The organism is Achromobacter spanius, from assembly GCF_002812705.1.
Taxonomy (GTDB): Bacteria; Pseudomonadota; Gammaproteobacteria; order Burkholderiales; family Burkholderiaceae_B; genus Achromobacter; species Achromobacter spanius.
Genome location: NZ_CP025030.1, coordinates 814,837 through 834,796 on the forward strand (window position 1 = coordinate 814,837; position 19,960 = coordinate 834,796).

General features: G+C 65.6%; 19 protein-coding genes. 12 read left to right on the forward strand and 7 right to left on the reverse strand.

The annotated features are described in order from the left end of the window. Positions 1–37: 37 nt before the first annotated feature. Both CVS48_RS03740 and ubiE read right to left on the reverse strand, forming a co-directional pair. Positions 38–1,042, reverse strand: a complete 1,005-nt coding sequence (locus CVS48_RS03740) for a Tim44 domain-containing protein (RefSeq protein WP_100853312.1) — start codon at positions 1,040–1,042, stop codon at positions 38–40. Between the two features lie 174 nt (positions 1,043–1,216). Beyond that, positions 1,217–1,993: a bifunctional demethylmenaquinone methyltransferase/2-methoxy-6-polyprenyl-1,4-benzoquinol methylase UbiE gene (gene ubiE / locus CVS48_RS03745; protein ID WP_100853313.1), complete on the reverse strand. Its 777-nt coding sequence runs from the start codon at positions 1,991–1,993 to the stop codon at positions 1,217–1,219. 162 nt (positions 1,994–2,155) lie between these two features. On the opposite strand from ubiE, the gene phoB reads away from it, so the two are divergent. The 8 genes from phoB to serA all read left to right on the forward strand — a co-directional run bounded on the left by phoB (position 2,156) and on the right by serA (position 11,225). Continuing rightward, positions 2,156–2,854: a phosphate regulon transcriptional regulator PhoB gene (phoB, locus tag CVS48_RS03750; protein WP_006227196.1), complete on the forward strand. Its 699-nt coding sequence runs from the start codon at positions 2,156–2,158 to the stop codon at positions 2,852–2,854. Positions 2,855–2,866: 12 nt separating this feature from the next. Further along, complete coding sequence (gene phoR, locus CVS48_RS03755) at positions 2,867–4,174, forward strand: phosphate regulon sensor histidine kinase PhoR (RefSeq protein ID WP_100853314.1); 1,308 nt, start codon at positions 2,867–2,869, stop codon at positions 4,172–4,174. Between the two features lie 84 nt (positions 4,175–4,258). Then, positions 4,259–4,945 carry a heavy metal response regulator transcription factor gene (locus tag CVS48_RS03760; protein ID WP_100853315.1) on the forward strand — a complete coding sequence of 229 codons (687 nt, stop codon included), beginning with the start codon at positions 4,259–4,261 and terminating at the stop codon, positions 4,943–4,945. A 39-nt stretch (positions 4,946–4,984) separates the two neighbouring features. Next, entirely contained in the window at positions 4,985–6,385 is a 1,401-nt protein-coding gene (locus tag CVS48_RS03765) for a heavy metal sensor histidine kinase (protein ID WP_167400943.1), read from the forward strand. Positions 6,386–6,529: 144 nt separating this feature from the next. Next, positions 6,530–8,320, forward strand: coding sequence for a copper resistance system multicopper oxidase (locus CVS48_RS03770; RefSeq protein ID WP_100857492.1), 1,791 nt, complete (start codon positions 6,530–6,532; stop codon positions 8,318–8,320). Between the two features lie 27 nt (positions 8,321–8,347). Then, positions 8,348–9,322 carry a copper resistance protein B gene (locus CVS48_RS03775; protein WP_100853316.1) on the forward strand — a complete coding sequence of 325 codons (975 nt, stop codon included), beginning with the start codon at positions 8,348–8,350 and terminating at the stop codon, positions 9,320–9,322. 39 nt (positions 9,323–9,361) lie between these two features. Further along, entirely contained in the window at positions 9,362–9,817 is a 456-nt protein-coding gene (locus tag CVS48_RS03780) for a DUF411 domain-containing protein (protein WP_100853317.1), read from the forward strand. A 211-nt stretch (positions 9,818–10,028) separates the two neighbouring features. Beyond that, positions 10,029–11,225 (forward strand): phosphoglycerate dehydrogenase, encoded by a 1,197-nt coding sequence (serA, locus tag CVS48_RS03785; RefSeq protein ID WP_100853318.1) that lies wholly within the window; start codon positions 10,029–10,031, stop codon positions 11,223–11,225. Positions 11,226–11,424: 199 nt separating this feature from the next. On the opposite strand, the gene CVS48_RS03790 is transcribed toward serA, so the two are convergent. Continuing rightward, on the reverse strand, positions 11,425–12,558 hold the full coding sequence (locus tag CVS48_RS03790; RefSeq protein ID WP_100853319.1) for an IS481 family transposase: 1,134 nt from the start codon (positions 12,556–12,558) through the stop codon (positions 11,425–11,427). Positions 12,559–12,695: 137 nt separating this feature from the next. Then, on the reverse strand, positions 12,696–13,559 hold the full coding sequence (locus tag CVS48_RS03795) for a LysR family transcriptional regulator (RefSeq protein ID WP_167401087.1): 864 nt from the start codon (positions 13,557–13,559) through the stop codon (positions 12,696–12,698). Positions 13,560–13,704: 145 nt separating this feature from the next. Between CVS48_RS03795 and CVS48_RS03800 the strand changes: the two genes are divergently transcribed. From CVS48_RS03800 to CVS48_RS03810, 3 genes are read left to right on the forward strand one after another with little or no spacing between them, the layout of a single operon-like run. Further along, positions 13,705–14,136, forward strand: coding sequence for a VOC family protein (locus CVS48_RS03800; RefSeq protein ID WP_100853321.1), 432 nt, complete (start codon positions 13,705–13,707; stop codon positions 14,134–14,136). 23 nt (positions 14,137–14,159) lie between these two features. Beyond that, positions 14,160–14,894, forward strand: a complete 735-nt coding sequence (gene pxpB, locus CVS48_RS03805) for a 5-oxoprolinase subunit PxpB (protein ID WP_100853322.1) — start codon at positions 14,160–14,162, stop codon at positions 14,892–14,894. Further along, on the forward strand, positions 14,891–15,889 hold the full coding sequence (locus CVS48_RS03810; RefSeq protein WP_100853323.1) for a 5-oxoprolinase subunit C family protein: 999 nt from the start codon (positions 14,891–14,893) through the stop codon (positions 15,887–15,889). Before pxpB ends, CVS48_RS03810 begins: the two co-directional genes overlap by 4 nt. Before the next feature lie 13 nt (positions 15,890–15,902). Here CVS48_RS03810 and CVS48_RS03815 read toward each other — a convergent pair whose 3' ends face one another. Continuing rightward, the gene (locus CVS48_RS03815) at positions 15,903–16,616 is read right to left on the reverse strand and encodes a GntR family transcriptional regulator (RefSeq protein ID WP_100853324.1); all 714 of its coding nucleotides are present in this window, start codon (positions 16,614–16,616) and stop codon (positions 15,903–15,905) included. A gap of 141 nt (positions 16,617–16,757) precedes the next feature. Continuing rightward, a complete protein-coding gene (locus CVS48_RS03820; protein ID WP_050449121.1) occupies positions 16,758–17,396 on the reverse strand; it encodes a trimeric intracellular cation channel family protein in 639 nt (212 codons plus the stop codon). Positions 17,397–17,687: 291 nt separating this feature from the next. Between CVS48_RS03820 and CVS48_RS03825 the strand changes: the two genes are divergently transcribed. Continuing rightward, positions 17,688–18,557 (forward strand): universal stress protein, encoded by an 870-nt coding sequence (locus CVS48_RS03825; protein ID WP_100853325.1) that lies wholly within the window; start codon positions 17,688–17,690, stop codon positions 18,555–18,557. Positions 18,558–18,614: 57 nt separating this feature from the next. On the opposite strand, the gene CVS48_RS03830 is transcribed toward CVS48_RS03825, so the two are convergent. Next, positions 18,615–19,898, reverse strand: a complete 1,284-nt coding sequence (locus CVS48_RS03830; RefSeq protein ID WP_419191461.1) for a muropeptide transporter — start codon at positions 19,896–19,898, stop codon at positions 18,615–18,617. Positions 19,899–19,960: the final 62 nt, after the last annotated feature.

A 19,960-nucleotide genomic window follows, 5' to 3' on the forward strand; every position in this document is an offset into this window, starting at 1 on the left:
TCAGCAGAGGACAGGGTCAACCCCGGCCAAGCAGCGTTCAGCTGGCCAGATCCACGGGGATCTGTTGAATGCCGGCCAACAGCCAGCCGCCGTTGGCGGGCTTGAACAGGTTCCAGACTTCTTCGAAGCGGAAGGCCTCGGCGCCCGGGGCCTCGCGCAGCATGCCGGAGAAGCGCACGCTGGCCAGGTGGCCGTCGGACACGGTTTCGATACCCAGCATTTCAGCGTTCAGCAGGACCACTTCGGTCTTGTTGGGCGCCGCGCCGCGCTCGGCCAGTTGCGGCTTGAGCTCGGTGATGAGGTCGTCGGTCAGGAAGTCACGCAGACCGTCGGTGCTGCCGCTGTCCCACACGGCCTGGATGCGGACAAACTGCTCCTTGGCCTGCTTCAGGAAGGCGGGCGTGTCGAAATCGCCCGGCACGAACCAGTTGTTGTCCGCGCCGACTTCGGGCAGCACAGCCGGCGGTGCGACGGGCGCGGCGGCGGCAGCAGCGGCCGGAGCGGCAGCGGCGGTCGGCTTCAGCGCTTCACGCCACATGGGCTGCTGTTGCTGGCCCGGTGCATTGTTGGCGCCATTGAACGCGCCTTGGGTTGCCGTACGCGGGCCGGCGCCACGCAGGCGGCGGATGATGAACATGACGGCGAACACGACAGCGGCGATCAGCAGCGCGGAACCGAGGAATTCGGCGAACGCGCCCGACAGGCCCATGCTGGACAACAGGGCGGCGATACCCAGGCCAGCGGCGATGCCGGCGATGGGGCCAAGCCAGCGCGACGCGCCGCTCTTGGCGGCGGCGCCCGCGGCACCTGCCGTGGCCGCGCCCGCGGCTGCCGGGGCCGCGGTGGCGCCGGCGGTATTGTTGGCGGCGGCCGGCGGCGTGGTGGCCTGGCGCTGCTGGGTCACATTGGAGGATTGACGGCCGACGCTGCTGCCACCACCCGCGCGACGGGCTTCGGCATCAAACGATGCCGTGACCAACGCCGCGCCGGAAACGGCGATGAGCGCCGCGGCGACAAACCGCGAAAAACAGAATTTGGACATAGAGTTTGCTCCCTCGTACTCGCGCCCCCGCTGCCCCGAGCAGCAAGGAGTCCCACGGACAGCGGGACCTATTCGCGACTTTCTTACAGTAATCTGAACGCCGTAAGAATAACGGACAAGCGGCCGCCCCACAAGTTCCCCGTGGGGGACGAATCATCCGATGAATATGCCGGTTCAGCCCAGGCGCACGCCTTCGTGCAGGGCGGCGATGCCGGCGGTCAGGTTGAAGTACTGCACCCGATCCAGACCGGCGGTGCGCAGCATGTCGGCCAGGGTGTCCTGGTCAGGATGCATGCGGATGGATTCAGCCAGATAGCGGTAGCTGGCTTCGTCGTTAGCAATTTTCTTGCCCAGCCAAGGCAATACATTGAAGGAATACCAGTCGTAGGCGGGCGACAAGGGCTTTGCCACGCGCGAAAACTCCAGCACCAGCAGCTTGCCGCCCGGCTTCAGCACCCGCGCCATTTCCGCCAGTGCACGGTCCTTGTGGGTCATGTTGCGCAGGCCGAAGGCCACGCTGACACGGTCGAAATACCCGGAGGGAAACGGCAGGCGCTCGGCGTCGCAGACGGCGGTGGGCAGCAGCAGGCCGGCGTCGGTCATGCGGTCGCGGCCCACGCGCAGCATGGAATCGTTGATGTCGGTCAGCCAGACCTCGCCCGTGGGGCCGGCGCGCTTGGCGAACGCCTTGGCCAGGTCGCCGGTGCCACCGGCAATGTCCAGCACCTTCATGCCGGAGCGGATGGCGGCGCGGCCAATGGTGAAGGCCTTCCAGATGCGGTGCAGGCCCGCCGACATGAAGTCGTTCATGACGTCGTAGCGCTGGGCGACCGAATGGAAGACTTCAGCGACCTTACGGGCCTTTTCGCCTTCCGGCACCGTTTGGAAGCCGAAATGCGTGGATGAGTCGTTGGATTGCGCGGAATGTTGCGATTCGGAGGGGTTTTGCATAGTGAATTCCCGATATATCGGGCAATGGTAGCCTATCGAGCATGCGGCAGCGGCTCGAAAACCCGCCCTGAAAGCGCCTGGCGGTCACATACCTGAAATATTGCGGCCATACTATCGCAATGTTCGCGCCGCGCCGGCGCTCAGAAGCGTGCCAAATTCGCCATGTCCAGCACCATCCTCGTCGTCGAAGACGAACCCGCAATCCAGGAACTGATCGCCGTCAACCTGTCCTTCGCGGGGCACAAAGTGCTGCGCGCCTTCGACGCCGACCAAGCCCAGACCCTTATCCGCGCCGAATTGCCCGACCTGATCCTGCTGGACTGGATGCTGCCCGGCACGTCCGGCCTGGCCATGGCCCGCAAGCTGCGCAATGACGAACGCACCCGCGCCGTGCCCGTCATCATGCTGACCGCAAAGGGTTCCGAGCAAGACAAGGTTGACGGCCTGGAAGCCGGCGCCGACGACTACATCACCAAGCCCTTCTCGCCCAAAGAGCTGATGGCCCGCATCAAGGCCGTGCTGCGCCGCCGCGCGCCCCAGTTGACCGACGACGTCATCGACGTGGGCGGCCTGAAGCTGGACCCGGTGACGCATCGCCTGTCGGGCAACAGCCAGTCGCTGCAGATCGGCCCCACCGAATTCCGCCTGCTGCACTTCTTCATGACCCACCCCGAGCGCGTGTTCTCGCGCTCGCAACTGCTGGACCAGGTCTGGGGCGACCACGTGTTCGTTGAAGAACGCACCGTGGACGTCCATATCCGCCGCTTGCGCAAGGCGCTGGAACCCAGCGGCCACGACGCGCACGTGGAAACGGTCCGTGGCAGCGGCTACCGGTTTACGGCACAGCTTCCGACGCGGTAAAACTCCCGCACGATGATCTGGCTGCGCACACTTTTCCTGGTCGCCCTGTGGGCGGTGATTGCCTTACTGGCGCAATGGCTCATAGGAGACCCGGCGGGCTGGATTGTATTTTCAGCCGCACAGGCCACCATGCTGCTCTGGCGCAGTTGGCGCCTGACGCTGGTTTCCCGTTGGGCCAATCAACCCGACACCTCGCCCCCCGCTTCCGTCGGCCCCTGGGACGACATCCTTGCCCCCCTTTACCGCTATACCCGCGCCCGTGCCCGTGAACTGACCGAAACTCGCGACACCATGCAAGGCATGCTGGCCGCCGCCCAGGCCTTGCCGGACGGCGCGGTCACGCTGAATGAAGATTTTCAGATTGACTGGTGCAACCGCATGGCGCGCCAGCATCTGGGCCTGCGCCTGCCGGCCGACCGTGGCCACAATTTGCTGAACCTGCTGCGCGCCCCCGAATTCGTGGAATACGCGCATCGGCCCGCGTGGCCCGAGCCCATCCTTGTGCGCCTGGGCCAACAGGGCCAGGAACGCTTGATGATGATGCAGCTGACGTCCTACGCCAGCAACCAGCGTCTGCTCATCACCCGAGACGTGACGCAGATCGAGCGCCTGGAAACGACACGCCGCGACTTCGTCGCCAACGTCTCGCACGAACTGCGCACGCCTCTGACCGTGTTGGCGGGCTTTCTGGAAACGCTGCGCGACATGCCCGCCGACGCGCTGCCTGAAGAACAGCGCGCGCAGTACATCGACATGATGCACGAGCAGGCCCAGCGCATGCAGGCCATCGTGGAAGACCTGCTGACCTTGTCCACGCTGGAATCGTCGCCGGGCAGCGACCCGCGCGCCATCAACATGGGCGCGCTGCTGCAAAAGGCGCGCCAGCAGATCGAGGCGCTCTCGGGCGGACGCCATGTGCTCGAATGGCACATAGACGAAGCGCTGGACGTGTTGGGCGCCGAGACGGAGCTGACCTCTGCCTTGTCCAACCTGCTGACCAACGCGGTGCGCTATACGCCCGATGGCGGCACGATCACCGTGCGCTGGGAACGCGAGCCCGATGGCGGCGCACGCTACAGCGTGCAGGACACCGGCATCGGCATCCCCGCGCGCCACCTGCCGCGCCTGACCGAACGCTTCTACCGCGTGGATCGCGGACGTTCGCGCGCGGTCGGCGGCACCGGCCTGGGGCTGGCGATCACCAAGCACATCGCCATGCGCCATGACGCCGAACTGCTGATCACCAGCGAACCCGGCAAGGGCAGCGTGTTCACCCTGCGCTTTCCGCCCGAACGCATCGCCCTGGACGAAGCCGAATAAAGGGTTGCAGCCCCGGCTGCAATCCCGGCTGCCCCCCCGCCCAACCCACACCGCACTCGCGGCGCGGGTGGTAAATTCCGGGCCATGCGCATCCTGGTCATCGAAGACGAACCCAAGCTGGCCGACTACCTGAACAAGGGCTTGTCGGAACAGAGCCATGTCGTGGACGTGGCGCGCGACGGCGTGGACGGCCTGCATCTGGCGCTGGAAGGCGCGTACGACCTGATCGTGCTGGACGTGATGCTGCCCGGCGTGGACGGCTTCGGCATTCTGGCCGCCGTGCGGGCGCGCAAAGACACCCCCATCCTGATGCTGACCGCGCGCGACGCGGTGGAAGACCGCGTGCGCGGCCTGGAAGGCGGCGCCGACGACTACCTGGTCAAGCCCTTCGCCTTTTCGGAATTGCTGGCGCGCGTGCAGGCGCTGTTGCGCCGAGGCCGCGCGCAGGAACCCACGCTGCTGCGGCTGGCGGACCTGGAGCTGGACCTGGCCAGCCGTCGCGCCCAGCGCGGCGGACGCCGGCTGGACCTGACCGCCAAGGAATTCAGCCTGCTTGCGCTGCTGCTGCGCCGCCAGGGCCAGGTGCTGTCGCGCACCACGCTGGCCGAACAGGTGTGGGACATGAATTTCGACAGCGACACCAACGTCATCGACGTGGCGGTGCGCCGCCTGCGCAGCAAACTGGACGACCCCTACGAGGCCAAGCTGCTGCATACCGTGCGCGGCATGGGCTACGTGCTGGAGTCGCGCAGCCCGCCGCTGCCGGCATGAAGCCGGCTGACGAATGGCCGCGCCCATGAGGTCACTCCGATGACACCGCCCCGCCCCAAGCCGCCCCGCATGCGCTCGATGCAAGCCCGGCTGACGCTGTTGCTGGGCGCCATTGCGCTGCTGGTGTCCAGCCTGGCGGGCGCGACCTTGTTCTGGGCGCTCAAGCGCGAAGTCGAGCGCCAGGAAATCACCGAGGTCAGCGGCAAGCTGGAACTGATCGACCACTTGATCGACATGCAGAACAGCGCCAGCGGCCTGCAAGACCTGGCCGCCACCTTTGACCAGATGCGCGCGGGACAAGGCCAGTTGGGCATCTGGATCGTGGACGCGCAAGGGCATGCCGTCTATGGCGGACCGCCGCCTGAAACGCTGGACACGGTCAACGGCCGGCAGGTGGTGCTGCAAACCGCCGACGGCGGCCGCATGCGTGGTTTGCGCGTCGCCATGAACGACCGCATCCTGCCCGGCGCGCAATTGACCGTGGCGGTCAGTACCCGCACCAGCTCGCAATTCCTTTACGCCTATGGCACGGCGCTGGTGCTGATCTGCGCGCTGTGGGTGGGCGCGACCGTGGTGCTGGCGGCCTGGGCCGTGCGACGCAGCATGGCCCCCACTCGGCGCCTGTCGGAACAGGCCGCGCGCATCCAGCCCGACAACCTGGCGCACCGTTTGCCGCTTGAAGACACCGACCGCGAACTGCATGACCTGGTGCGCTCGTTCAACCGCACGCTGGAACGCCTGCAAGCGGCCTATCAGCAGATGGAAGGGTTCAACGCCGACGTGGCGCATGAGCTGCGCACGCCGCTGGCCACGCTGATCAACGGCGCCCAGGTCATGCTGTCGTCGCCGCGCGATGCCGCCGAATTGCGCGACGCGCTGGAATCCAACCTGGAAGAACTTGAAGACCTGAAGACGCTGGTCAACGACATGCTGTTCCTGGCCCGCGCCGACCGGGGCGAACAGGCGGCTGACCTGGCGCCCGTGTCATTGGCCGCCGAAGCGCGGCGGGTGGCTGACTACTACGAGGCCATGCTGGAGGCGCAAGGCGTGCGCCTGCGCTGCGAGGGCGACGCGACGGTCGCAGCCAACCCCGGCCTGGTGCGCCGCGCGCTGGCCAACCTGATCGCCAACGCCATCAAGGCCACGCCCGAGGGAAGCGAAATCGTGCTGACCTGTTCCGCGCAAGCGGCGGGCGCGCGCGTGGAAGTGCGCAACCCCGGCACGCCGATTCCGGCGGCGGATCTGCCTCGCATCTTTGACCGCTTCTTCCGGTCGGGCGCATCGCGCGCGCCGCGCAGCGAAGGCCACGGCCTGGGCCTGGCCATCGTGCGCGCCATCGCCCGCATGCATGGCGGCGATGTCGATGCGGCGTCGGACGCGAACGGCACGGTGGTGGGGATCACACTGAGGGGTTCTCACTCGACCCCAGACCGGCCCTGACCTCCTCCCCGGCGAACATTACAAAACCGTAATCCAGGCGACAGAATCGGGTCACCCCGGTTTTCCTAAAGTGTCATCACGGTCACTCCTTCAAGGACTTTCGTGAAAGACGCTTTGCCCCGCTTCCGTCCCGCCGCGAAGCCCATGGGCACCTCATCTCTTGCCCGCCGCCGCTTTGTGCAAGGTCTTGCCACGGGCGGCGCGTTGGCGGCGCTGGGCGGCTGGCGCGCCGCCTGGGCCGCGCCCACCTCCACACCCGCACCCGCCCCCACCGCCGAACTACGCGGCACCGAATTCCATCTGGAGATCGGCGAAACGCCCGTGAACTACACCGGCGCGGCCCGCACAGCCACCACGGTCAACGGCCAGTTACCTGCGCCCATACTGCGCTGGCGAGAAGGCGACACGGTCACGCTGCACGTGACCAACCGGCTGCGCGAACAAACGTCCATTCATTGGCACGGCATTCTTCTGCCCTCGAACATGGACGGCGTGCCGGGCCTGAGCTTTGACGGCATCGACCCCGGCCAGACGTTTACCTACCGCTTTCCCGTGCGCCAAAGCGGCACGTACTGGTATCACAGCCACTCGGGCTTTCAGGAACAGACCGGCCTGTACGGCGCCATCGTCATCGACCCGCGCCACCACGACCCCGTCGCCTTCGACCGCGAGCACACCGTGCTGCTGTCCGACTGGACGGACGAAGATCCCATGCGGCTGTTCAACAAGCTCAAGGTGATGCCCGATTACTACAACGGCATCCAACCCAGCGTCCAAAGCCTGTCGGCCGACGCGCGCGAGCACGGCTGGCGCGCGGCGCTCTCCGAACGGCTGATGTGGGAGCAGATGCGCATGAACCCGTCGGACCTGGCGGACGTGTCCGGCGCCACCTACACCTTCCTGACCAACGGCGCCACGCCCGCCGGCAACTGGACGGGGCTGTTCAAGCCGGGCGAACGCATCCGGCTGCGCTTCATCAACGGCTCGGCGATGACCTACTTCGATGTGCGCATTCCCGGCCTGAAGATGACGGTGGTGGCCGCCGACGGGCAGGACGTGCGACCGGTGGACGTAGAGGAATTCCGCATTGGCGTGGCGGAAACGTATGACGTGATCGTCGAACCCAAAGACGAGCGTGCCTACACCATCTTCTCGCAAGCCATGGACCGTTCGGGATACGCACGCGCCACGCTGGCGCCGCGCGCCGGCATGCAGGCGGACGTACCCGCGCTGGACCGCGTGCAACTTCTGGGCATGATGGATATGGGGATGTCGCATGACATGGGATCGGGCACGGAAGCCCCAATGGACAATGCCGGCGACACGGACCATGGCGCGATGAACCACGGCACCGTGCCCGGCATGGACCATGGCGACGCGCACGGCTCAGGGGCCGGCCAAGGCGGCATGGTTCAAGTCCAACACCCCTACCCCACGGAACGCGGCGTGGGTAATTCCATGTTGCCGGACCAGGTGTCGACGCGCCTGGACGACCCGGGCGTGGGCCTGCGCAACAACGGCCGCCGCGTGCTCACCTATGCGGACCTGCATTCGCTACGCGAACCCGACGACAAGCGCGCGCCATCGCGCGAGATCGAACTGCATCTGACCGGCAACATGGAACGCTACATGTGGTCGTTCAACGGCGTGAAGTTCACGGATGCCAAGCCCATCGTGCTGCGCTACGGCGAGCGCGTGCGCTTTGTGCTGGTCAACGACACGATGATGACGCACCCCATCCACCTGCATGGCCTGTGGAGCGACCTGGAGTCACCCGACGGCGCATTCCAAGTACGCAAGCACACCATCACGCTGAACCCCGCGCAGCGGCTCAGCTACCGGGTAAGTGCCGACGCGCGCGGGCTGTGGGCTTACCACTGCCATCTGCTGTATCACATGGAGGCCGGCATGTTCAGAGCGGTCGTGGTGGAGTAATCAATGACGCTTTCGATGAAACCCTCAATGACATCGAGCACACGGCAACTGAAGCTGTGCGCGCTGGCAATGGCAATGACGCTGGCCGCGGCAGGCGCGCAGGCGCAGTCGCCCGCCGCGGATCATGGCACGATGGACCATTCCAGCATGGACCACGGCGCGACGCCCTCACCCGAGCCGGCCGCGACAGACCACTCCAGCATGGACCACGGCGCGACGCCGCCAACTGCTCCGGCTGCGATGGATCACGCGGACATGAACCATGACGCCCCCGCTTCGGTTTCGCCGCCCCTGGGCAGCCTGCCGTCCAGCGACGGCGCGGGGGAACGCGGCTACGACAGCTATGGCATCCACCCACACATGATGGACAACGCGCCCGCCTGGCAGGTGCTGTTCGACAAGTTCGGCGTATCGCGCAACCGCGATGGCCAGAACGCGCTGGACTGGGATGGCCGCTTCTGGTTCGGCACCGCCACCGACCGCCTCGTCATCAAGAGCGAAGGCGAACGCGAAAGCGGCGGCGGGTCGGACGGCAAGGTCGAAGCCTTCTGGAGCCACGCGGTATCGCCTTTCTGGGACCTGCAACTGGGTGCGCGCCGCGACATCGGCACCGGCCCCAAGCGCAACTGGGCCGCCTTCGGCATTGAAGGCGTGCTGCCTTACAACGTGGAACTGGAAACCACCGCGTATGTGGGCGCGTCGGGCCGCACGGCGCTGGCGCTGAAGGCCGAGTACGACCTGCTGCTGACGCAACGGCTGATCTTTACACCCGAGCTGGAAGCCAGCCTTTATGGCAAGTCCGACGTCGAACGCGGCATTGGGTCGGGCCTGTCCACGGGCTCGCTGTCCTTGCGCTTGCGCTATGAAGTCACGCGCGAATTCGCGCCTTATATCGGCGTATCCTTTGAACGAAAGTTCGGCCAGACCGCACGCTACGCGTCGGACGCCGGCGCCAGCCGGTCGCAGACCGCCGTCATGGCCGGCGTGCGATTTTGGTTCTGACGAACGCCTGCCCTTTTCCATCACCCTGATCGGAGCATCATGAACGTATCCCGACTGACTCGCCTGGTTCTTGCCGCAGCGCTCTGCGCGCCAGCGTTCGCCACCGCTCAAGGCCCCATCAAGGTCGAGGTCTGGAAAACGCCCACCTGCGGCTGTTGCGAAGACTGGGTCAAGCACATGCGCGACAACGGTTTCGTCGTCACCACCCACGATGTGCAGGACACCGGCCCCATCCGCCGCAACGCGGGCATGGCCGACTACGGCTCGTGCCACACCGCGATGGTCGACGGCTACGCGGTCGAAGGCCACGTGCCCGCCAGCGACGTGCGCCGCCTGCTGCTGGAAAAGCCCGACGCCGCCGGCCTGGCCGCCCCCGGCATGCCGCTGGGTTCACCGGGCATGGATGGCCCCGAATACGGCGGCAGGAAGACCCCGCACGACGTGCTGCTGGTCGGCAAGCAAGGCGGCGCCCAGGTGTTTCAGGCCTATCGTTAAAACCATTCATCCGCACTGGCAAGCACGGCGGTGCCCAGGTTTCCGCGCTACCGCTGAAACCACTCATCGACACCGGTAGCCAGGCGCTGCCCGGGTGTTTCCGCCCTACCGTTGAAACAATTCATCCACACCGCCTCAATGGCTACTCCTTGCACTGCAGCAAAAATGCGCCACAATAAATAAAACGCTTTCTCACCACCCCCTGGCAGTCATGGCAAAAATCGTCCTGTTCGAGAACATCCATCCGAGCGCCCGCGCGGTCTTCGAAGCCGCCGGCTACACCGATATCGTCACGCACGCAGCGGCCTTGCCGCCGTCGCAGATGCACGACGCCCTGCGCGGCGCGCAGGTGGCGGGGATCCGTTCTCGCACGCACCTGGACGCCGCCTTGCTATCCAGCCCCGACCTGCGCGTGGTGGGCTGCTTTTGCATCGGCACCAACCAGGTCGACCTGGACGCGGCCATGCAGCGCGGCATCCCGGTATTCAACGCACCGTTCTCCAACACCCGCTCGGTTGCCGAACTGGTGCTGGGCGAAGCAATTCTGCTGCTGCGCCGTATTCCGGAAAAGAACGCCCGCGTGCACTTGGGCCATTGGGACAAAAGCGCCGCGGGCGCGTTTGAAACGCGCGGCAAGACGCTGGGCATCGTGGGCTACGGCAACATCGGCTCGCAGATCAGCACGCTGGCCGAAAGCCTGGGCATGCGCGTCATTTACCACGACGTCGAAGCCAAGCTGCCGCTAGGCAATGCACGCCCCGCCGGCACGCTCAACGAGTTGCTGGAGCAAGCCGACGTGGTCACGCTGCACGTGCCGGGCGGCAAGTCGACCGAGAACATCATGAATGCGGAGACCATTGCGCGCATGCAGCGCGGGGCCATCCTCATCAACGCCTCGCGCGGCACGGTGGTGGACATAGACGCGCTGCACGCGGCGCTGAAGTCCGGCCACCTGGCCGGCGCGGCGCTGGACGTTTTCCCCACCGAACCCAAGAGCGCCGACGAACCCTTGGCCAGCCCCTTGATCGGCATGCCCAACGTGATCCTGACCCCGCACATCGGCGGCAGCACGCAGGAATCGCAAGAGAACATCGGCCGTGAAGTGGCCGAAAAGCTGGTGCGTTTCATGCAGGCGGGCACCACCAAGGGCGCGGTCAATTTCCCCGAGCTGCCCTACCTGGAACCGGCCGGCGCCACCCGCATCCTGCACGTACACCGCAACGCGCCGGGCGCGCTGGGCACGCTGGACAACCTGATGGCGCAACATGGCCTGAACATCGTCAGCCAGACGCTGCAAACCAAGGGCCAAATCGGCTACGTCATCACCGACGTAGAAGGCCAGGTCGACGACATCGTCATGACCACCCTGCGCAGCCACCCTATCACCGTCCGCTGCGACAGACTGTAGGATGGGTAGGATGGGTGCAGCGCGCGAGATCGGTGGCAAGAACGCCGCCAGGTTTCGCGCGAAACCCATCGTGCGGCGTTGCCTATGTGGCTGCTGCCGTTTTGGGTTTACCGATGCTTGATGGGTTGCGCGCGTTTGTATGGACCGGGGACATGGGTGACACATGTTCGGGGACATGGGTAACACATAGGTTTTTATCCTATTGGGGTGCTCTGAGGTCGATCTGTTGAACAATTTTGTACAGGAAGACGACATCAAGCACGCCGTCTTGCGAGGAGGGTCTGACCGCGACAGGCAGACCCGCCATTCCCTCTCCGACGAAGACGACGCGTCCGTTCACAATGATCTGCCCTTTGGTCCTGACCTTGAGCACTCGATCGCCCGGCTCGTATTCGATCGGGGGCAACGAGGCAGGATAGCGACGAGGGCTAGGTCTATATCTCGACAGGGGCGGCATCTGCCCCAACGCCTGGTGGGGCCGGACGTGGTTGTACTGTTCACGCCACTGATCCATGGCTTGCTGGCAGTCCAGCAGACTGCTAAACCCCCGGGCCTGGATCAACTCGCGCTTGAGCGTTCGATGCAGGCGTTCTAGCTTGCCTTGGGTTTGCGGGTGGCGAGGGCGACTGTGGCTGATACGCACACCCAGCCGCATGAGCCAAACCTCCAGGCCTGTCAGCCCCAGGCCGCGCACCGATGCCCAGGATGGGCCGTTGTCCGCGGTGATCCGTTCGGGCAATCCGTAACGGCGAAATACGGCCTTCAGGTGCTGCTGCACAGTTTTGCTGCGCTCATCGCCACAAGCCTGGATGCACAGGGCGTAGCGTGAGTGATCGTCCAATAGCGTCAGCGGATGGCACCGTCCCTGACGCGCGTCGGTCAGGGCAAAGTGCCCCTTGAAGTCCATCCGCCACAACAGGTTTGGCGCCTCATGCTCAAAGCGCTGGTTCGCCAGCCCGACGTTCGAGTCCTCGCCTTGGACCCGATAGCCATGTCGTCGCAAAATTGCCGAGATGGTACTGGGCGCGGGCGCCGTAGTCGGCCCAAGCAGCGCCCGCAACTTGCGAGGCCCCCAGTACGGGTAACGCTTGTGCAGGTCGATCACCTGCGCTTCGATTTGCTCACACGTGCGCCCAGGACTATTGCCTGGCCTGCGAGACAGATCTTGCAACCCAGCCTGGCCGTTCTGCTCGTAGCGGCCCAACCACTTGTATGCGGTCTTGGCGCTGATATCGAAACGCCGGCAAAGCTCCCGCACATTGCTGCCCGGTTGCAGGGCAAGCTGAACGAACTCCATTCGGCAGGACATAAGGCTTGACTCCTTCCACGGCATCGCTCGCTCCTAAAAACGACCATACCGTGATGCTAGAAGTGTTACCTATGTCCCCGAACACCCGTTACCCATGTCCCCGGGCCATACACGCGTTTTGCGGCTCTTTTTTCTGACTTTCCTGCCGCGCTTCACCCATCCTACGAGCTTGCTGCCTCGGCTAAACATTCCGCCATTTTTTCGCGCACGCTGCCGGCATCGAAAGGCAGGCGGCCGATGATGCCGATTTCGCGCTGAAAGGCATGGTCGCCTAGCGGCAGCAGGCGCAGCCCCGTCGTGTCCAGCCCGCGCAATTGCGGCAGCAGTGCCACGCCAACGCCGTGCCGGACCATGCTGGCAATGGCCTCGATCTCATCAAGCTCCACGGCCTCGTGCACATTGATGCGATGTTTCTTCAGGAAGATATCCACCACGCGCCCACCGAACGACGCACGGTCGTAACGGATGAACGGTTGCGTGGCCAAGAGCTCACGCCAGGGTGCCACGGGCATGGAATCCGGCATGGCCAGCACCACCGGCTCGCTCAGCAAACGCTGCCAGCCTAGTTCCGGCGGCAGCGCAAAAGGCGGGCGGATCAGCACGGCCATGTCCACTTCGCCCGCGTCCACCTGCCCCAACAGCGACAGCGACACGCCCGGCACCACGCGCACCCGCACGTCGGGATACACGGCGCGAAACCGGCCCAGCGCGCCGACCAGCAAGTCTTGCTGCACCGAAGCAATCGCCCCGATACGCAAGGACCCGCTGACCTGCCCGGCGCCGGCCGTGGTGACCATGCGTTCGGCCATGGCCACCAATTCTTCGGCCTGCGGCAGCATCTCGCGGCCATGGGCATTCAGCACGGCGGCGCGCGCGCTGCGATCAAACAGCACCACGCCCAGGTATTCCTCCAGGCGCTTGATCTGGGCGCTGACGGCCGACTGCGTCAGGCCCAGATGCGTGCCGGCTCCGGTGAAGGTGCCATCCCGCGCCACGGCGATGAATGTCTTGAATTCTTTTATCACGATCAATTTTTTCGATGCTAAGACACAAAAAATATCGTTTTTCAATCAAAAAAACAATACCTAAACTATGCCCTGGAGCTTGTGATCAGCAACACCAGGCAAGCATCCGCATCACCATCACACTTTGAACGACCCGGAGTTTTTCATGACCGCCCAAACCAACCTGCCGCCGTTCCATTTGGCCTTCCCGGTCCGCGACCTGGCCGAAGCCCGCGCCTTCTACGGCGAAACGCTGGGCTGTCCGGAGGGCCGTAGCTCGAACGAATGGATCGACTTCAACTTCTACGGCCATCAGATCGTTGCCCACCTGGCCCCCAGCGAATGCGGCCACAACGCCACCAGCGCCGTTGACTCGCACAACGTGCCCGTGCGCCATTTCGGCGCCGTGCTTTCCATGGAACAATGGGAAGCCATGTCCAAGCGCCTGATCGACGCCGGCACGGAATTCGTCATCGAACCGTACATCCGCTTCAAGGGCGAAGTGGGCGAACAAGCCACGATGTTCTTCCTGGATCCGTCGGGCAACGCCCTGGAATTCAAGGCATTCAAGAACATGGATTCGCTCTTCGCCAAGTAATCCGCCCAACAGGTGCCGCGCCGTTGAACGATTCTTCCGAACCTCCTTCCTCGGCCCGCCCCCGCTGGCGCATTCTGCCCCAGGGTGACCGCTGCATCGTCGTCTCGTTCGGCGACCGTATCGACGCCGACCTTGGCCGCACCTGCCTGGCCGCCGCGCGCAAACTGCGCGACGCGCGCTGGGCGGGCGTCACCGACGTGGTGCCATCATTTGCCGCAGTCGCGGTGCATTACCGGCCCGATGGCCTGGGCAACGGCCCCACCTGCGCCAGCCTGACCGACCGCATCAACGCCTTGCTGGCCGAAGGCATTCCCGCCGACGCCGTGGGCGGATGCGACATCGACATTCCCGTTTGCTATGGCGGCGAACATGGGCCCGACCTGGCCGACGTGGCGCACGCCGCGGGCCTGTCGCCCGACGCCATCATTGCCCTGCACAGCCAGCGCCGCAGCATGGTCTTCATGCTGGGATTCGCGCCCGGCCATGCCTATCTGGGCGTGCATGATGAACCGCTGAACATTCCACGCCGGCCCTCGCCACGCACCGTCGTCCCCGCGGGCGCCGTGGCGGTGGCCAACCGCCAGACGGTGATCTACCCGAGCCGCCTGCCGGGCGGCTGGAACATCATTGGCGCCACCCCGTTGGCCCTGTTCGACCCTGCCCGCGAACCCGCCTCACTGCTGCAACCCGGCGATTCCGTACGCTTCGTGCCGATTACGCCCGAGGAATTCGACCGCATCCGCAAAGGCCAGCCATGAGCATGACCGTCATCAAGCCCGGCATGCTGTCCAGCTTTCAGGACCGAGGCCGCGCGGGCTACCAGCACCAGGGCATTCCCGTAGCGGGCGCGATGGACGAGCGCGCGCACCGGCTTGCCAATGCGCTGGCAGGCAACACGGGCGACCCCGCCACGCTGGAAATCACGCTGACAGGCCCCACCCTGCGTTTTGACGTGCCGGCCTGTTTTGCCCTGGCCGGCGCCGACCTGGGCGCCACGCTGAACGGCCAGGACATTCCCGTGCATCGCCCGCTGGTGGCCCGCGCGGGCGACACGCTGGCCTTCGGCGCCCGTGCCGCAACAGGCGTGCGCGCTTACCTGGCGGTGCACGGCGGCTTTGCGCTACCGCCTGTGATGGGCAGCGAAAGCACGTATCTGCGCAGCGGCTTCGGCGGTTTCCAGGGACGCGCGCTGGCCAAGGGCGACCAGGTTGCGCTACGCACGCCGCTGGCGGAGGGCCGCGACCTGGACGCCTTGCACAAGGCACTGTGGAACCTGCGCATCTATCTGCCCGGCGTGGTGGCCAACAAGCGGCGGGAGTCCATCCGCTTTCTGCCCGGCCTGCACTGGGAAGCGTTTTCGGAGGCCTCGCGACTAGCCTTCACCACGGCCGAATTCCGCATCAGCCCCCAGTCGGATCGCATGGGCTATCGCCTGCTCGGCCCGGCATTGAACATGGACGCGCCGCGCCAGATGCTGTCGGAGGCCGCCTGCTTCGGGACCGTGCAGGTGCCCGCGGGCGGCGAGGCCATCATCCTGATGGCCGACCGGCAAACCACGGGCGGCTATCCCAAGATTGCGCAGATCGCCACGGTGGACCTGCCGGCGCTGGCGCAGGCGGCGCCCGGCCAAACCTTGCGTTTTCAGCAGATAGAGATGGAAGACGCGCAGCGCCTGGATGGGGAACGTGAACGCGCCTTTGCGCAATTGCACGAGGCCTTGGCGCCGCTGCGCGCGGTGCTGGCGCCGGCTTGACGAACCAGGCGGATCAGCCCCGGGCGTAACGGGCGGGCGTGTCCGCCGTGGCTTGCGCCGTGCTCTGCCCCGCGGCTTCTCGGTAAGCCTCCAGAATGCTCGGCAGCACTTCCAGCACATACGTGCGCGTCAACTCAGCAGCGCGGTCGACGTCGCGTGCCGTCAACGCCAGCGTGATGCTGTTGGTGTACGACTGGATCACATGGGCTTGCACCGACCGCTTGGCCAGCAGAAAGCGCAGCGGCTCCACCTGTTCGTAGAGCTTGCTCAGCATGCTGGTCAGCGGGGTATTGCCCGTATAGCGGGCGCAAGCCAGATAGAACTCGCGCGCGGCCGCAATGCAGGCGCGCGCGTCGCGCTTGGCCATCGAGGACGCGATCGCCTGGTCGTAGCTGCGCAGTTCGGCAACCAGCGGCGCCAGGTCTTGCATGTCGGCCAACTGGCGCATGCAATACGCCTCCAGTTCGGCGCGCAGCATGTACAGATGACGGATCTGCGCTTCGGTATAGAGCGTGGCCCGAAAGCCCTTGCGCTGGATATGCGTGACCAGGCCACTCAGTTCCAGCAGGCGCAGGGCTTCCCGGATCGGGCTGCGGCTGGTGCCGAAACGCTGCTCCAGTTCTTGCTCCCGCAAGGGCTGGCCTGGCCGGATCGTGCCATCCACGATCAACGCGCGGATTTGTTCCTGCAGAAAATACGGAATCGTGGCGGGCGCTTTGACGTCCAATCGGCTCCCCTTTGTACTGCGCGAGGCATGGTATGAGACAGCGAGAAGATACTAGAAATCTATTGAAACACAAATAAGAAAATTGTTGCAGAGGCGAATCCGAGCCGCAGGCGAGGCCGGCAGGCGCTCGTTACCCGGCGCTCAGTGCCAATCGTCCCGATACACGAATTTGGGCATCTGCCAGTTGAAACGCAGCGCCAACAGCCGCAGCGCCAGGCCCGCCACCAGCGCAAGCGGCACGGCCGCGTTGGCCGACAGGCCCAGGGATTGGCCGCCCAGGTACAGCGCTCCGGTCACCACCGACACGCTGGCGTAGAGCTCCTTGCGAAACAGCAGCGGCACTTCGTTGCAGAGCACGTCGCGCAGCACCCCGCCCGCGCAGCCGGTGATCATGCCGCTGATCAGTACGACGGTAATGGGCAACTGCATCATCTGCGCCACCTGGCAGCCAATAACGGTAAAGGCCACCAGGCCCAGCGCGTCAGCCAGCAGGAACAGGCTGCGCAGGCGCCGCATCACCGGCGCGATCAACGCGGTCAGGATGGCCGCGCCCCCCGTCATCCACAGGTATTCGGGGTGGATGACCCAGGTCAGCGGGTAATGCCCCAGCAGCACGTCGCGCAGCGACCCGCCACCCAGCGCCGTCACGCACGCGATGATGCAGACGCCCATCCAGTCCATGTCGCGCCGGCCGGCCGACAGCGCCGCGGTCATCGCTTCGGCCACGATGGCGACCAGGTACAGCGTGTGCAGCAACAAGGGGGATATGTCGGAGAGCATGGGGAAAATTCAGGAATGTCGGGGATCGGACCCTGCCCGCGCACGGGCAAGTAACGGCGGCCAAAGCTTGAGCCGCAAGGCAAGGCTGGCCCCCATTGTATTGAGACTGACCTGGCTCAAGGCGGGATTGCCACCCGTGCTGTCATCCCCTACGCTGGACCGTGCGTTGATATCCATCAATTCCCGATTTGCATCGCGGCGAGACAATCGGGACATGCCCTTCAAGGGCCAGAAAGCCAGGCTGCGCGGACGCGGGGTTCGTCACCCTGGCTGCAACCGGGAGATAAAGATATGACACAGCAAACAGGCCCCATCCTTTTGGCGACCGACCTGAGCGCGCGCGGCGACCGCGCCCTGGACCGCGCGCTACAGCTCGCGCGTGAACTCGGCACCCAGCTGATCGTGCTGCACGTCATGGAAAGCCACGCCACAACGGCGCGCCTGACCACCCCGGTCTGGCGGCGGCTGTCCACCGACCACAAGGCGCTGGCCGAACGCGAGCTGGCCGAAGACCTGGCCGCAGCCGACGTCTCCACCGAAGTGGTCGTGGTATCGGGCGACCCTCTCACGCGCATCATCGAAACCGCCGACAGCTATGGCTGCTCGCTGATCGTCACCGGTACCGCGCGCGACGAAACCCTGGGCCGGCTGCTGCTGGGCACCACCGTCGAAAAGCTCGCCCGCCAGGCGCGCCAGCCGGTGCTGGTGGTGAAGACCCGTCCGCGCAAGCCGTATCGCGATGTGCTGGTCGCCACCGACTTTTCGGACGGATCGCGCCATGCCTTGCGTGCCGCGCTGCAACTGGTGCCCAACGCCAACCTGACGTTGTTCCACGCCTATGACGTGCCGTTCAAGGGCGCGGCCGCACCCGACGATGCCGTCACGCGCAGCTTTTACAAGGGCGCGGAGCAGAGCGCGCGGGAATTCACGGCCAACACGCCCGAATTGGCGGGCCGCACGCCGCCCGAGGTGGTGCTGGAACCCGGCCAGCCCGAGACCGTGCTGTCGGAATATTCGTTCCACCATCGGTCGGACCTGGTGGTGACGGGCACGCATGGCCGCACCGGCATCCTGCGCACCGCGATCGGCAGCGTGGCCGAGCGTCTGCTGGAATCCCTGCCCAGTGACGTGCTGATCGTCCGGCTGCAAGACGAAAGCTAGCCTGAACATGGCGGCGCATTGTGCGCCGCCATTTTTTTCACCCAGCACGCCACCGCATCAGACCTGGTCGCCCTGCTTTTCCATCGTGTCGATGGTGCCGCGCAAGACCTTCAGCAGCACCAGGCCCGGCAAGGCGATCACCACCGTCAACAGGAAAAAGCCCGGCCAGCCCATATGTTCCACCAGCGGCGGGGTCAGCGGCCCGGCCAGATAGGTGCGGCCCACGGCCGATAACGCGGACAGCAGCGCAAACTGCGTCGCGGAAAACCGCCGTTGGCACAGCGCCATCAACAGGCCCACGAAAGACGCCGTGCCCAGTCCACCGCACAGGTTTTCGATACCCACGCCGGTGGCCATCAGCCACAGCGTTTTCGGGCTGATGGCGATCAGCCAATACGCCAGGTTCGACACGGCCTGCAACAGGCCAAAGGCCATCAGCGAGCGGTACAAGCCCCAGCGCGACATCAAGGACCCGCCGGCCAGCGCGCCCACGATGGTGGCGGCCAGGCCAAGCACCTTGTTGACGGTACCGACCTCGGTGGGCGAGAAGCCCGCGCCGCGTATCAGGAAGGTGGTGGACAGGGCGCCCGCGAAGGCGTCGCCCAGCTTGTACAGCACGATCAGCGCCAATACCGACAGCGCACCGCGACGGGTGAAGAATTCGTGGAGCGGCTCGCCGATCGCCTCGCCCAGGTTGCGCGGCGCGCGCGCGACGTGCTCGGGCTCGGGCGCCAGCAGCGTGGCGATCGCGCACAGCAGCATCAGGCCGCCCATCAGCACATAGGTATAGCCCCAGCCGATCCACTGGTCCGCCATGATCAGCGCCAAGCCGCCGGACGCAATCATCGCCAGCCGGTAGCCCATGACCTTGACCGCCGCGCCGGCGCCGCGTTCCTCTTTGCGCAATACGTCCGTGCAATAGGCGTCGAACGCGATGTCCTGCGTGGCGGACAGGAATGCAACCAGCACCGCCAGCATGGCCAGCGGCATCAGCGCGGTGGAGGGTGACAGCGCCCCCATCACCATGATCGCCACGGCCAGCAGCAGTTGCGTCAGCAGCATCCAGCCCCGGCGCCGACCCAACAGGGGCGGCACGTAGCGGTCGACAAAGGGAGCCCAAAGAAACTTGATGGTGTAGGCGGTGCCCACCAGCGTAAGAAACCCGATTTCCTGAAGCGGCACCCCTTCCACGGTGGCCCAGGCCTGCAAGGTACCGCCGGTTAGCGCCAAGGGCAGTCCGCTGGCAAAGCCCAGGACCAGCAAGGGGGCCACGCGGGGGCTGGTATAGACGTTGGATACAGCGGTAATGACGGTCTCCTGAAACGCGGCGGCGCGGCGCAACAGGCGTTGCGCCACGGGCTTGCGGCATTTTAGGGCCTGTTCAGCCGCGCCGTCAGGAGGAT